This is a genomic window from Polynucleobacter sp. AP-Sanab-80-C2, from assembly GCF_035012965.1.
GTDB lineage: Bacteria > Pseudomonadota > Gammaproteobacteria > Burkholderiales > Burkholderiaceae > Polynucleobacter.
In genome coordinates, this window is record NZ_JAYGQS010000006.1 from 18383 (window position 1) to 33261 (window position 14879).

Sequence of the window (14879 nt, forward strand, 5' to 3'; positions counted from 1 at the left end):
AATGTCTAGGGATACATCGGACAGTGCACCACTGCAATCTTCTGCAGTGATTCATGAAGCGGTTCAAACCTTGCGTAATGGCGGATTAGTCGCATTCCCTACTGAGACGGTATATGGCTTAGGGGCAGATGCCAGAAATCCTGAAGCCATCAAAAAGATCTTCACAATGAAAGGTAGACCTTCAAACCATCCTTTAATTGTGCATTTAGCAGCACCAGATAAATTTGACCAAACTCAAGTGGATTGGGTCCTAGTCTTAGCGCCATGGGTAAGAGATTTATCTGAGCATGCGCTCAAACTCATGAATGCATTTTGGCCTGGACCATTAACGCTGGTATTCAAAAAAGATAAGAGTGTTCTGAGCGATCTTACTGGAGGTCAAGACACCGTTGCGATTCGTGCACCAGCCCATCCGGTGGCTCAAGAGTTATTGCGAAAATTTAAGGGCGGTGTTGTAGCGCCCTCAGCAAATCGTTTTGGTAAGGTATCTCCCACTAGCGCAGCTGATGTTCGCAGTGAGTTTGAGGGTGAATTAGGATTGATGGTGCTTGATGGTGGCGATTGTGAAGTGGGGATCGAGTCGACCATTATTGATTTATCAAGTGGCGATCATGCGGTCTTACTTCGCCCAGGATTGATTACTCCGAAAGCAATTTTTGCTAAGACGGGGATCAAGGTCTATCAAGTCGGTGAAGCATTGAAAGACCTTCATAGTCTACCCAGAGTATCAGGTAACCTCAAGGCGCACTACGCGCCAACAACTCCATTGCGCTTGTATGCTCCAGGGCGAGTGCTAGATGCGCTCAGTGAGTTCCCAGATACTAAGTCACGAGTGGCGGTAGCGGTGTGGGACTCAGAGTCTTCCTTGGTTTTGGAAGACCATCCCTCAATTGATGTTGAGGAAATAATTGTATCTAGTGATGCCGCTACTTTTGCTAGCCGTCTTTATCGTACGCTCAGGGATCTGGATCAGCAGGGTTGGGATCTCATTTTATTCCCGGAGCCTCCTGCTGGTGAGGAATGGGATGGCGTTAGAGATCGACTTCAGCGTGCTTGTTTTGGTTCAGGGCCACCTTCTAATAACCACGACAGCAATTGATCGTGGGCATCTAAGCCACGCCATGCATTAGGATGGTTAATAAAAGAGCTTACTGCATACATCTTTCCAGATTTACTCACTACGTAGCCAGCAATTGCGCGTACATCAGCAAGTGATCCCGTTTTAATTCTGGCCTCAGGCTTTTTCTTAAGATGTAAAAATTTACGGAGTTTCGTCATTAAGCGATTGCGCATAGTGCCATCTGCCCCAGCAATTGGCAGACTGTTATAAAACACCTCTTTAATTGGTAGGTTGTGGGCAGTTAGTAATAGTTGATTCATTTGCCCTGCAGAAATAGCTTCATTGCGAGATAGACCAGAGCCATTCTCGATCACTAAGCCAGGGAACTCCAAACTATTTTGTTTGAGCCAACCTTGTATGACAAGCTCCCCATTACTAGTGGTTGCTGGTTTACCCATTTTTTCTAGTGCTAGTGTGAGTAAGAGTTGGCGCGCCATCACATTGTTGGAGTATTTATTAATATCCTGTACATCTTCGGCCAAGTTGATGCCTTCGAACTGCAGCAAAAGTCTCGCAGCTATTGGGACTAGGGCATCTTTGCCGGTAGGGGGCTTTGCCCAAGTGCCACCAGCTAATTCCCAGGCTGCAGTAAATCCTTGTGTTAGAAAGGTATTGGCATCAAGAGCGACCACGTTGTAATCAACCCCCTTGCATCCACTAGGAAAGGGGCCTGAGAACTGAGCAGTCAGTAATCGATCTGTATTGATCCCTGTTTCTGGTTCTAGGCTAAAGCGAATATTACTTTTCCAGCTATCACAGGAACGGTCAACCAATTGCATTTGGTTTACAACCTTGAGTTGGGATAATGCAGGTGTATAGCTAAGATCGATGAAGTCAGCCGTGCGTGATTTGCCTATTTGAAAGGACAGCGTTCTAAACGCGTATAGCAAGGGGTCTGGCGGCACGTTATACGCACGCAGTGATTCGCCATCAATCGTATTGTGTTCCATGACGTTGGGAGCAAAGGCGCTTCGATCAAACAATAAATTACCATCAATTTTTTGGATACCCAGTGCTTGCAAGTTCTTCATGAGCTTGGCAAGCTCTTCGGGGATCATTTTAGGATCGCCACTACCTTGCAAATAGAGATTGCCTTTAAGTGTGCCCTTACGAATAAACCCATCAGTAAATACTTTGGTACGCCAGCGATACTGTGGCCCAAGAATATCCAGGCCAGCCAGCGTTGTAAGCACCTTCATGGTTGAGGCGGGATTCATGGCCTCAGTAGCGCGCCAGTCTAGGATAGTTTTGGCTTCGTACTTGCCAGACTTACTCTGCTCAATTTCGGTTACTGAAATGCTAATAGCATCTAGTGGGATCTGATTGCGCTCTAAGCTGCCTGCAATAGCAGGAGGGATTACAGGATTTCCCGATTTCGCAGCATGAGCGATGAGGGGGTTACCAATCCAAAGGATTGCTAAAAATAGGTAAGCTAATCGGTGAATGGCTTGTTTCATTCACCATAGAATAAACCTAGAGAGCCAGAATATAAATCTCCCCAGGTTTAGGGGGCAGCATACTTTGTTTGGTAACGCTTGATTACTTGGTTTTGTTCCTCAAGAAGCTTTTGGAAAGAAGAGATCTTATTTTGAAGATCCTGATCTTTTTCTAAAGATTCACAGGATTGAATAAATTTCTTTGCATTAAGCAATTGTGCGCCACCCTTCACCTTATGAATGAGGCTTGATACGGTCGCTTCATCGAGGGCCTCAGAGTCAATCGCTAGTAGAGCTTCGTCATGCACTTTTTTAATCTCATCCAGTATGACGAGTATATGTGCAGGATTATTTTTCAGAAGATTGGAGAAGGCATCAAACCGGTAATCTCCCTCAGAAGGCGATCCATATTGAACTACCTCTTTGGAGTCAAAATAACGTGCGAGCTCATTTTCAAGACTCATAAGGCTGAGGGGTTTAATGAGTACACCATTCATACCCGCTGCTAGAAACTGGTAGCGAGATTCAAGGGCGTAGATATCTGCCGTTACCCCAATGATGACAAGATTCTTAAGACCCAGTGCTCGAATTTTTTGTGCTAATTCAGAGCCCTGCATACCCGGGATCGATTGATCTGTGATTAAAAGATCAAAGTCATCTTCAGTAATCATCTTAAGTGCTGTGTTGGCGTTATCACAGACGGATACTTGGATGCCAAGCGCTTGAAGCTGCAGGGAGATAATCTGCCTGCTTGCAGGATGATCCTCGACCACCAAGGCAAATAGTTCCCGATCTTTCTCCCGAGGATTTTTTGAGACGAGTTTTCTAGAGGTTAAACCTGTAGGACATTGATTTTTTGATGGTGCAATGCTCGTACGTGGGAAGGCTACGCAAAAATGGATATTACTTCCAAAACCAGGAGCGCTCTCAAAGTAAAGTTGGCTGTTCATGGAGGTGACAAGATGATTGGTAATCGTTAGACCAAGACCAGTGCCATTCTCTTGATCACCTTTGCCTGGAATCTGTTCAAAGGCTTGTAGAGCAAGATGAATTTCTTCTGCACCCATGCCTACGCCAGTATCAATTACACGAAATTCAATGAGTTGACCCGCATGATCATCCGCTAAAACACTTATGGAGAAGTAAATTTCACCATGATCGGTAAATTTAATGGCATTGCTGATGAGGTTTTGTAAGGTTTGACGCAGGCGCAATGAATCAATCATGAGCACTTCAGCAATCCGAGGATCCTTGGAGGTATGGAGTCTGAGATTTTGTTTTTGAGCGACCGCCGAGAACGCATGATCAATATTGTCGATCAAACTATTGAGGCAGCAGGGTTCTGGGTTCAAGATCAGCTTACCTGCTTCAATTTTAGAAAGATCTAATACTTGATTGAGAATCCCTAAAAGGGATTCGGCAGAAGTATGGGCGCTCTTTAGTAAAGATTTTTCATGCGGAGGAAATTGTTGGCTATTTAAGAGCAGTTCTTGTACCCCAAGAATGGCGTTCATCGGCGTACGAATTTCATGGCTCATGGTTGCTAAGAAGGAGGACTTGGCGGCGTTTGCTTTTTCAGCTAGTTCTTTTGAGGAGAGTAGCGTCGCAGCCTCTTGCTCTTGAAGTAACTGTCTTTTACGCATCTGCCATAGCAGCAAGCTTCCACCTAAAAATATTGCTAAGGTCGATAGCCAGGGTAGCGTCTTCCAGTAATTGCTTCTGAATTCTGGCTTGTTGATCTCTAGCGCAAAGAGTTGACGTGACTCTATGGGGTCAAGGTTATCTAGAAATCGATCGAGCACTGCATGAAGCGCAGCATCTTCATGCGAAACCAACCATCGATAGGCAAAAGGCTCGCGCTGATATAAGCCATCAATCTGTACTTGTGGTTTATCCAGCCTCTCAATGAGTTGTTGTGCCAAACGAATGGGAAGTACTAATGCCTCGATATCATTTTTTAAGAGATCAACCATGAGTTTTTCTGCATGATTTGAAACGCGGGCTTGTGGGTCAGATCCTATTGGTGAGTTTTCATAGCCGCGATCAAAGTAAGCAATGTTTGCTGGAGAAATCATGCTACTTGCTCTATCTGTTCTAGTAACAACTGCATCCTGCCCCCAAAAGATAGCTTCTGATAAGGAGCCAAAGCGAAGGTAGTCATCATTCATGGTGGGTGGATCAATCATGAAGTCAACTTCACCGCTAGAGAGTTGCTTTAATCCTTCCTGCTCTGATCGTCTCCACTTTGGACGAAATTCTTGCTGGGTAAAGTTCCCAAGCTTTTGGAGTAATCCATTGAAAACTCCAGCTGTTCCCCGGCCTGGTTGATTTTCAAGATATGGGGCATATTTTTCATGAATACTAAAGTGCACTACTGGATGGGCATCGATCCACCGTTGCTCTACAGGGCTCAAGTTCATGGCGTGTAATGCACCACTAGAAATTAAGCCAGACATAACAATAGAGCGAATGATGAATCGATGCATACTGTTTAGCTTTCGATAATATTGTTCATTCGGCAGAACAAAATCAAATCCGCAATATTATTAATACCAAGCTTGTCAAAGACTCGTGTCTTGTAAGTAGCCACCGTTTTATTGCTGATGTGAAGCATGTCAGAAATTTGTTGGTTGGTATTACCTTTACCAAGGTATTTCATGACTTGTAATTCTCGGTCTGAGATCAGGGCAAGTTTGTCGTTATCAGTTAAAGAGCTATTACCATTTTTCCCGTGGGTGAAAAAGTTATAACCCTGAGAGATTGCAACACAAGCTGCCAAGATTACATCAGCACCAGCCGTTTTATTGACAAAGCCATGACCGCCTAAAGATCGCACTCTACCGCCATAAACTGCTTCATCCATGCTGGACAAAATCAACATGCGCACATCCGGGTACATAAGACCAATGCGTCGAATAACATCAAACCCATCTGTTTTGGGCATATCCAGATCTAGAATTACCATATTTGGATTGACCTCTTTAATGGATCGAAGGCACTCCTCGCCATTCTGGGCTTGGCCCACTACCTCGAATAGCAACTGGTCTTGCAACATACTTTTAAGAGCCATCAGCATTGCTGGATGGTCATCTACCAACATCACGCGTTTTCTCATTACTTGTCTCCGTTTAGGTTTAGGTGTTGATGAGGGTGCAGCGAAAAAATGGCTTTTGCTATGCGGCTATCGTTGATCTGGAGCATTTGATGTCGGCTTATTGGCGCCATCATAAGGCCGCCATAGCAGTGATCCATTTGCCAATCTGAGGCATTCTCTAAATCTTTAACGAGTCCTATATTGCTTGCATAAATTTGTGTTGGTGAATATGGTGAGCGTCTGATTTTTGCGAGCGCATCATGTGAGAGTGTTTGCTCGCGAAGAACGCTCATGTCTAAATGGACTCCCTCCATCTGCATCTCTTCAACCCAATGCAGCTGATCTCCACTTCCTGTGAATTGAAGGTAGTGCAGTAAGACGCCAAGTCGACGCATGCGCAGCAAGCCTTCTTTACAGCCATCCACAAGTTCTGGTGTTGGAAGTGTTTGCATACCCAGAGTCACTAGACCTACTGGCAGTCGTGAATTGAGAATGAGGTCGCTCAGAGCATCCACATAAGCACTCGAAGCAATGACGTGCGTTGGGATCGGCAAAATGCCAGGAATAAAACGGCCACTTCGATACCAGTAAGAAATCGTATCTAAGCCCTCCATAAATAAACGCAGTAATTGCATATCGGAGGCTGCGAGCAATGGTCTAAATAAAGAGCTGGTCAGTTTTGTTCCCTTGCAGTTAAAAATGGGTTCATGACTAATCGCTTGTCGCTTGGACCAGGATTGGTGTTCTTCAAGAGCTTGGCCACTTAGGCCAAGCCAGGGTGCGCCACAGGCGTCGCGTACTTCTTGGAAGGGTTTGTTCTTCCATGCCTTTACAAGCGTGTACAGCCGGGATTTCGGGCTCATCAGCATTCTCCAATCGGTGACTGTCCAGTCTAGGCAGGACGGATTGGAGCGGTAAGGGCTTTGGGCTGATTTATCTGTAGGAATAGTCCTACCAGCCTGTCCAAAGTATAGGGAAGAGTTAAATCCTTAAAGAATTTATGGAGATCTGCCCTTGAAATCTTGGCAATCAGACCTATATAATCAGCACTCCCTACACGCGAGTGCTAAAAAGCTGGTTTTCCAGTAAATTAGCTTTAGTTTGTTTGTGGGAGATTATAAAGCATTGATTTATATAGATTTTTAATGAGTTAACACTTACTAACATAGGAGAAGAGATGAATTTGCGTCCCTTACATGATCGCGTAATCATCAAGCGTTTAGATCAAGAATCAAAAACTGCATCTGGAATCATCATTCCTGACGCGGCTGCAGAAAAGCCTGATCAAGGTGAAGTATTGGCAGTTGGCCCAGGAAAGCGCGATGAAACTGGCAAGTTAAATGCACTCGACGTCAAAGTTGGCGAGCGCGTGTTGTTTGGCAAATATGCTGGTCAAACCGTTAAGGTCGATGGCGACGAACTCATCGTGATGCGTGAAGACGACATCATGGCTGTTGTACAGAAGTAATTTCGGTATTTAAGAGAGGAATTTAATCATGGCAGCAAAAGACGTTGTATTTGGAGATAACGCTCGCACCAAGATGGTCGAAGGCGTCAATATTCTGGCGAACGCAGTAAAAACTACTTTGGGGCCAAAAGGTCGTAACGTAGTTATTGAACGTTCATTCGGTGGTCCAACCATCACTAAAGATGGTGTAACTGTCGCAAAAGAAATCGAACTCAAAGACAAGCTTCAAAACATGGGCGCGCAGATGGTGAAGGAAGTTGCTTCTAAAACTGCAGATATCGCTGGTGACGGAACAACGACAGCGACTGTTTTAGCGCAATCTATCGTTCGCGAAGGTATGAAGTATGTAGTTTCAGGTCATAACCCAATGGACTTGAAGCGTGGTATCGACAAGGCAGTGACAGCCGCAATCGGTGAGCTCGCAAAAATTAGCAAGCCTTGCACTACTACTAAAGAAATTGCTCAGGTAGGTTCTATTTCTGCAAACAGCGACCATAGCATTGGTCAGCGCATTGCAGAAGCAATGGAAAAGGTAGGTAAAGAGGGTGTTATCACCGTTGAAGATGGCAAGTCTTTAGAAGATGAGCTTGAAGTAGTTGAAGGTATGCAGTTTGACCGTGGCTACCTCTCTCCATACTTCATTAATCAACCAGAAAAACAAGTAGCGGTATTGGAATCTCCATACGTTCTCTTGTTTGACAAGAAAATTGCCAACATCCGTGATTTGCTCCCAGTGCTCGAGCAAGTGGCTAAGTCTGGTCGCCCATTGTTGATTATCGCTGAAGATGTTGAAGGTGAAGCCTTGGCAACTTTGGTTGTAAACAATATTCGCGGCATTATCAAAACTTGTGCTGTTAAGGCTCCTGGTTTCGGTGATCGTCGTAAGGCAATGTTAGAAGACATCGCTATATTGACTGGCGGTACTGTTATTGCTGAAGAAATTGGCCTGACGCTTGAGAAGACAACTCTTGAGCACTTAGGTCAAGCAAAGCGTATCGAAGTAGGCAAAGAAAACACCATCATTATTGACGGTGCTGGCGATGCTAAAGCGATTGAAGCTCGTGTGAAAAATATTCGTGTTCAGATCGACGAAGCGACTAGCGACTACGACAAGGAAAAATTGCAAGAGCGCGTTGCGAAGTTGGCAGGCGGTGTTGCAGTGATTCGTGTTGGTGCAGCTACTGAAGTAGAGATGAAAGAGAAGAAAGCACGTGTTGATGATGCATTGCATGCAACTCGTGCCGCAGTTGAAGAAGGTATTGTTCCTGGCGGTGGTGTGGCTTTGATTCGCGCGATGCAAGGCATCAAGGGCTTGAAAGGCGATAACGCTGATCAAGACGCTGGTATCAGTATCGTATTGCGCGCCATGCAAGAGCCACTTCGTACTATCGTCAGCAATGCCGGTGAAGATGCTGGTGTAGTTGTGAATGCCGTACAAGAAAGCAAAGGCAATAATGGCTACAACGCAGCTACCGGTGAATACGGTGACCTCGTTGCACAAGGTGTGATCGACCCAACTAAGGTGACTAAGACAGCATTGGTAAATGCAGCTTCTGTGGCTGGTTTGTTGTTGACTACTGACTGCGCAATCTCCGAAGCACCAAAAGATGAGTCTGCTGGTGGCGGTATGCCTGATATGGGTGGCATGGGCGGTATGGGTGGCATGGGCGGCATGATGTAATAGCTATTCATTTCTGCGGTCATCTGATCGTTGAAGTAAAAACGCTTGGTTCAAAAGACCAGGCGTTTTTTATTGCTTACTCTTCTTTATTAATCAGGCTGAATGCCGCCATCCTTGATGACCTTTTTCATCCTCACCAATCCCTGTGCAATCATTTCTTTTAGATGATCAGGGCCAAGCGGGACAAATTCAAAGCCTTGCTGAATGAGTTGTTCCCGTATTTTCGGGTCCTTTAGAGCGGTAGCTAAAGACTCATTTAGTTTTTCAATCATGACTGGTGAAGTACCTTTGGGTGCTAGCAGAGCGCCCCAGGTTGAGAACTCATACCCTTTCACACTTTCGTTGATTGTTGGTGTGTTGGGTAGCAATGGAGACCGTGCTTTACTGGCAACTCCTAATACCTTTAGCTTCCCGGCGCGAATATGGGGAAGTACTACAGACAGGGCGCTAATCATTACGGGCACTTGGCCAGCCATGACGTCAGTGACTGCAGCAGCCGCACCACGATAAGGAATATGCACAATGGGAGCGCCCGTATATTGACGGAAGATTTCCATGCCGATATGTTGTGGCGAGCCATTGCCTCCAGAGGCATAGTCAATCTTGCCGGGTTTCTCTTTGGCAATGCGCACTAAGTCTGCTGCAGTGTTGCCAGGAAAGGACGGATTGGCAACCATCACAAAGGTAATTGCAGCAACTTCAGATATTGGTGCAAAACTTTGTACGGGATCGTAATCAATTTTTTTATAAAGATTCGGCAACATGGATAGGATGCTGTCATTAAATGCACCTAAAACATAACCATCAGCTGGACTTTGTGCGACCTTGGCTGTTCCAATTAACCCTGCACCTCCAGGAATATTCTCGATGGTGATTGCTTGACCCAAGCCCTCACTCATTTTCTGCGCAATCGGGCGCATCAAGATATCAACACCGCTACCAGCTTGAAGTGGCATGATGGTTTGGATAGTACGAGTGGGATAGTTGGTTTGTGCGTGTGCGAACCCAATCCACAATAGATTACATATGGAAAAGAGTAAAGCTCGTAATGCTGACTTGATTTGCATATTGTCTCGACTCATAAAGTGATGAAGCATTCTGTTGACACTTCTTTGCTGTATCTTAGCGCATTAAAAAACCGCCCGTAGGCGGTTTATGAAGTTACTCATTGTTTACTCTTACTCAACAGCCTTGACCATATCCTCTACGACCTTCTTCGCATCACCGAAGACCATCATGGTTTTATCCATATAGAAGAGTTCATTATCCAAACCGGCGTAGCCAGCAGCCATAGAGCGTTTATTCACAATAATTGTTTTAGCTTTAAAGGCTTCCAAAATCGGCATGCCAAAAATGGGGCTACCGGGTGTGCGAGCAGCAGGGTTCACCACGTCGTTTGCACCTAGTACTAAGACAACGTCAGCCTGTCCAAAGTCGCTGTTGATATCTTCCATTTCAAATACTTGATCGTATGGCACTTCAGCTTCTGCTAAAAGAACGTTCATATGACCAGGCATACGACCTGCCACTGGGTGAATCGCATATTTCACTGTCACACCATGGTGAGTTAATTTCTCAGTTAATTCTTTTAAGGCGTGTTGAGCGCGCGCAACTGCGAGACCATAACCAGGAACGATGATGACAGTATCCGCATTCTCCATTAGGAAAGCCGCATCTTCTGGGGAGCCAGTTTTGTAGTTCTTAGGACCACCATCATCGCCGCCACCAGCGGCTGCTTCAGCGCCAAAGCCACCAAGCAATACCGCAACAATAGAGCGGTTCATTGCTTTACACATAATGTAAGACAGAATTGCGCCTGAAGAACCTACGCAAGCGCCTGCAATGATCAATACTGGGTTGTTCAAGGTAAAGCCGATGCCTGCCGCTGCCCAACCAGAGTAGCTGTTGAGCATGGAGACCACTACTGGCATATCAGCGCCACCGATAGGAATAATTAAGGTCACCCCTAATACCAAGGCAATCGCGCACATTGCCAAGAAAGCGGCATGGCTATCGCCCATGTAATAAGCGATGCCAGCGCCAACCATCGCAATAGCTAAGACTAAGTTGAGTAAGTGCTGACCAGAGAAGGTCACCGGCTTACCGCTGACCTTGCCTGATAATTTACCGAAAGCAATCACCGATGCAGTAAAGGTGATGGCACCAATAAATGCGCCAATAAAGAGTTCAATCTTTTGCGCGCCAGTATGGTCTTGTGCTGGATTAAAGACTGCTGCAATCGCGATCAATACTGCTGATAAACCAACAAAGGAGTGCATCAATGCTACGAGCTCAGGCATCTTGGTCATTTGCACACGTTTAGCTGCGATCGTACCAATAATGGCACCACCGACAACGGCGCCAATGATGAGCGAAAAGACTGGCTTAAAGTCCGGAATGAAGAAAGTAGTAATGACGGCGAGCAACATACCAACCATACCGAAGGTATTGCCTTGGCGTGAGGTAGTTGGTGATGACAAGCCACGCAATGCGAGGATGAATAACACCGACGAAATGAGATAAGAAATAGCAGTTATGTTTGACATTATTTTGGTCTCTATAGATCTTGTTCTATTTATTTGGCTACATCAGCCGCATTTGCTTTAGGTGCTTTTTTCTTAAACATCTCTAGCATGCGACGGGTAACCATAAAGCCACCGAAAATATTAATTGAGGCTAAGAAAACCGCAACGGCACCAATCACGCTAGTGAGGGTAATTTCATCGCCGCCGATGACTTCCGTCTGCAAGAGTGCGCCAACAATGATAATTCCAGAAATAGCATTAGTAACAGCCATCAAAGGTGTGTGTAGCGCAGGAGTGACGTTCCAAACCACGTGGTAGCCAACAAAAATGGCCAATACAAACACAGTGATGTTTTGAACAGTGAGGATGCTTTGAAAAGCAGCGAGATCCATGATGTTTCCTTAGTATGAATGTTCTATTAGTTTTTGCGGATGGCTTGACCATCACGACACATTAAGCAGGCAGTCACGATGTCGTCATCACTTGGGATCACTAACTTCGCTTCTTTGTCGACGATGAGTTTCATAAAGTCAAGTAAGTTGCGTGCATAGAGTGCAGAGGCATCAGCAGCCACCATGCTTGCTAGATTGGTATAGCCGACAATTTTCACGCCATTAACGTCAACTACTTTGTCTGCTTGAGTGAGAGGGCAGTTACCTGAACCGTTATCTCCTTTACCAGCAGCCAAGTCGATCACAATTGAGCCTGGTTTCATATTGGCAACCGTATCACTATGCAAGAGAACAGGCGGTTTACGACCTGGGATCAAGGCAGTGGCAATAACAATATCAGCTTGTTGTGCACGCTCTGCAACCAATGCTGCTTGACGCTTCATCCAAGCTTCTGGCATTGGGCGAGCATAGCCACCAACACCTTTAGCAATTTCACGTTCTTCATCGGTCTCATACGGAACATCAACAAACTTGGCGCCTAAAGATTCAATTTGTTCTTTCGCCGCAGGACGAACATCAGATGCTTCAATCACAGCACCCAGACGTTTTGCTGTTGCAATTGCTTGTAAACCAGCAACGCCAGCACCCAAGATCAATATACGCGCTGCCTTAACAGTGCCAGCAGCTGTCATTAGCATTGGCATGAAACGTTGATATTCATTGGCAGCAACCATCACGGCTTTGTAGCCAGCGATATTTGCTTGAGATGACAAGACGTCCATACTTTGTGCGCGAGTTGTACGTGGCGCAGCTTCTAATGAGAAGCTAGTAATGCCTTGCGCAGCCATTGCAGCAATGTTGTCGTTATCAAATGGATCGAGCATGCCAATGAGCACGCTGCCAGACTTCATTTGCTTCAGCTCTGCAGCTTCGGGAGCGCGCACCTTGAGAACAATTTCCGCGCCAAAGGCATCTGCTGCGCTACCGATAGATGCACCAACGGCTACATAAGCAGAGTCAGGTTGGCTTGCTTGGACACCAGCATCTTTTTGGATGACAACAGTATGGCCTTGAGCAATTAATTTTTTAACAGTTTCTGGTGTGGCAGCAACCCGCGTTTCCCCAGATTTAGTTTCCAGCGGCACTCCTATGCGCATGGCATGTCTCCAAAAGCAAAATTTATAAAGTATCTATTTTATAGATAAACAGGGAAGGTTTTACCTATCTATTGGGACCCCAGGTCTGCCGGCTATGGTTTTGCCTAAAATCATGAGAAGTCTGGTTGAGACTTCTACAATGGGGTTTATCTGTCTATAAAGCATTTTCGCATTTTTTTGATGAGCCAGCCTAATTCTTCTGAAACCCCCCTTAAAAAGCCCAAGAAAGTCGTCATAGGCATGTCTGGAGGGGTAGATTCGTCAGTTGCTGCTTGGATGCTGAAGGAGCAAGGCTATGAGGTTATTGGCCTTTTTATGAAGAATTGGGAGGATGACGATAACGATGAATATTGTTCCGCCCGCCAGGATTGGTTAGATGTCGTTTCTGTAGCGGATTTGATCGGCATTGATGTTGAGGCGGTCAATTTTGCCGCCGAGTATCGTGAGCGGGTATTTGCCGAGTTTTTGCGCGAATATGCTGCAGGGCGAACCCCTAATCCCGATGTACTTTGTAATGCTGAAATTAAGTTCAAGGCCTTCTTAGATCACGCCATGAGCTTGGGCGCAGATGCGATTGCTACAGGTCACTATGCAAGAGTACGTCATGAGGGCGGCAGGGTGCAATTATTGAAGGCCTTGGACGCCACCAAAGATCAAAGCTATTTTTTGCATCGCTTAACTCAGCAGCAGTTAGCCAATGTTTTATTCCCTTTGGGGGAAATTCCAAAAACTGAAGTGCGCACGATTGCAGAAAAAATTGGTTTACACAACGCCCGCAAAAAAGATTCGACTGGAATATGTTTTATTGGCGAGAGACCATTCAGAGAATTTTTAAATCGCTACTTACCGCGCGTGCCGGGTCCCATTAAAACTCCCGAAGAAAAAATAGTGGGTGAACATATGGGTTTAGCGTTTTTTACGCTCGGCCAGCGTAAGGGTATTGGACTAGGCGGGAGCCAAGATGGCAACGGAGATGCTTGGTATGTCGCGCGCAAAGATATAGTCAATAACACCTTGTATGTCGTTCAGGGTCATGAGCACCCGTGGCTATTGGCCAATCGGCTTGAGGCCATCGATGCTACTTGGATTGCGGGCACTGCACCCTCTCCTGGAAATTACTCTGCAAAGACACGCTATCGTCAAGCGGATTCAGCTTGCACTTTGAATCCAGGCGCTGAGTCCTTGAATTTCAGTTTGAATTTTTCAGAGGCTCAATGGGCAGTAACGCCTGGACAATCTGCTGTCTTATACGACGGCGATATCTGTTTAGGCGGCGGTATTATTTCCGCCTAATTGTAAAAATAGAATTTACGCAACGGGTGGTTCAGTTTCAATAAACGAAGGGCGTTGTAATAATTTTTGATACAAGCGGTCTAAGTTTGGATATTGTGCTTGCCATTTGATATCTGGGAAACGCAGTAACAAATAGCCAACTGCGCATCCAACAGCAACATCAGCCAAGGTCATTTGATTGCCATGGCACCATGCATTCCCACCGAGTTTCTCGGACATTTGGCGTAGCGAGTTTTGAATTTTGCCCATTTGACGATCAACCCAAGCAGAGCTTTGTTGGTCCGCTGGGCGCCAAGTGCGCTCTAGGCGAGCCAAAATACCGGCATCCATCACGCCGTCAGCAAGGGCTTCCCAAGTTTTAACCGCCGCACATTCACGATTATTCGCAGGAATGAGCTTGCTGACGGGGCTTAAGGCGTCGGCATATTCTGCAATCACGCGGGAGTCATAGATTGGCTCGCCATCATCTGGAATCAGGCACGGAACCTTCCCCAAAGGGTTGGAATTGGTAATTTTGGTGTCTGCAGCCCAAACATTCTCTAATTCAAGGTCTACATCAAGCTTTTTTTCCAAGAAAACGATACGTACTTTACGTACGTAGGGGCTGGTAAGGGATCCGATCAGTTTCATAGGGCACAGTATAGCCAAGCAAACTCAGGTTTACCCGGGCACAGAACGCATTAAAATCAGGTTTTATTGAAATATCCAATGCA

At 45.7% G+C, this 14879-nt stretch carries 13 protein-coding genes; 4 read left to right on the plus strand and 9 right to left on the minus strand.

Going from position 1 to position 14879, the window contains the following annotated elements; all coding sequences use genetic code 11:
- Window position 1: 1 nt before the first annotated feature.
- Window positions 2–1099: an L-threonylcarbamoyladenylate synthase gene (locus VC178_RS09790; protein ID WP_323482405.1), complete on the plus strand. Its 1098-nt coding sequence runs from the start codon at window positions 2–4 to the stop codon at window positions 1097–1099.
- On the opposite strand, the gene dacB is transcribed toward VC178_RS09790, so the two are convergent.
- Genes dacB through VC178_RS09810 form a run of 4 tightly spaced genes read right to left on the minus strand, consistent with a single transcriptional unit; the run spans window position 1045 to window position 6513 of the window.
- A complete protein-coding gene (gene dacB, locus VC178_RS09795; RefSeq protein ID WP_323482406.1) occupies window positions 1045–2577 on the minus strand; it encodes a D-alanyl-D-alanine carboxypeptidase/D-alanyl-D-alanine-endopeptidase in 1533 nt (510 codons plus the stop codon). The two genes, VC178_RS09790 and dacB, sit on opposite strands and share 55 nt — an antisense overlap.
- A 47-nt stretch (window positions 2578–2624) precedes the next feature.
- A complete protein-coding gene (locus VC178_RS09800) occupies window positions 2625–5042 on the minus strand; it encodes a response regulator (protein WP_323482407.1) in 2418 nt (805 codons plus the stop codon).
- A 5-nt stretch (window positions 5043–5047) separates the two neighbouring features.
- A complete protein-coding gene (locus tag VC178_RS09805) occupies window positions 5048–5671 on the minus strand; it encodes a response regulator transcription factor (RefSeq protein ID WP_215318914.1) in 624 nt (207 codons plus the stop codon).
- Window positions 5671–6513, minus strand: coding sequence for a diguanylate phosphodiesterase (locus VC178_RS09810; RefSeq protein WP_323482408.1), 843 nt, complete (start codon window positions 6511–6513; stop codon window positions 5671–5673). The genes VC178_RS09805 and VC178_RS09810 overlap by 1 nt, the downstream gene beginning before the upstream one ends.
- 314 nt (window positions 6514–6827) lie before the next feature.
- Here VC178_RS09810 and VC178_RS09815 point away from each other — a divergent pair, with 314 nt between their 5' ends.
- Window positions 6828–7118, plus strand: coding sequence for a co-chaperone GroES (locus VC178_RS09815; RefSeq protein WP_215295781.1), 291 nt, complete (start codon window positions 6828–6830; stop codon window positions 7116–7118).
- Window positions 7119–7146: 28 nt separating this feature from the next.
- Window positions 7147–8799: a chaperonin GroEL gene (gene groL, locus VC178_RS09820; protein WP_215295780.1), complete on the plus strand. Its 1653-nt coding sequence runs from the start codon at window positions 7147–7149 to the stop codon at window positions 8797–8799.
- Window positions 8800–8888: 89 nt separating this feature from the next.
- On the opposite strand, the gene VC178_RS09825 is transcribed toward groL, so the two are convergent.
- From VC178_RS09825 to VC178_RS09840, 4 genes are all read right to left on the minus strand, one after another.
- Complete coding sequence (locus tag VC178_RS09825) at window positions 8889–9881, minus strand: tripartite tricarboxylate transporter substrate binding protein (protein WP_323482409.1); 993 nt, start codon at window positions 9879–9881, stop codon at window positions 8889–8891.
- A gap of 96 nt (window positions 9882–9977) precedes the next feature.
- On the minus strand, window positions 9978–11345 hold the full coding sequence (locus tag VC178_RS09830) for an NAD(P)(+) transhydrogenase (Re/Si-specific) subunit beta (protein WP_215295778.1): 1368 nt from the start codon (window positions 11343–11345) through the stop codon (window positions 9978–9980).
- A 29-nt stretch (window positions 11346–11374) separates the two neighbouring features.
- Window positions 11375–11716, minus strand: coding sequence for a proton-translocating transhydrogenase family protein (locus tag VC178_RS09835; RefSeq protein WP_216178363.1), 342 nt, complete (start codon window positions 11714–11716; stop codon window positions 11375–11377).
- 26 nt (window positions 11717–11742) lie between these two features.
- The gene (locus VC178_RS09840) at window positions 11743–12873 is read right to left on the minus strand and encodes a Re/Si-specific NAD(P)(+) transhydrogenase subunit alpha (protein ID WP_323482410.1); all 1131 of its coding nucleotides are present in this window, start codon (window positions 12871–12873) and stop codon (window positions 11743–11745) included.
- 180 nt (window positions 12874–13053) lie between these two features.
- Here VC178_RS09840 and mnmA point away from each other — a divergent pair, with 180 nt between their 5' ends.
- Entirely contained in the window at window positions 13054–14166 is a 1113-nt protein-coding gene (mnmA, locus tag VC178_RS09845; RefSeq protein WP_323482411.1) for a tRNA 2-thiouridine(34) synthase MnmA, read from the plus strand.
- Window positions 14167–14181: 15 nt separating this feature from the next.
- On the opposite strand, the gene VC178_RS09850 is transcribed toward mnmA, so the two are convergent.
- A complete protein-coding gene (locus VC178_RS09850) occupies window positions 14182–14796 on the minus strand; it encodes a glutathione S-transferase (RefSeq protein ID WP_323482412.1) in 615 nt (204 codons plus the stop codon).
- Between the last annotated feature and the right edge of the window lie 83 nt (window positions 14797–14879).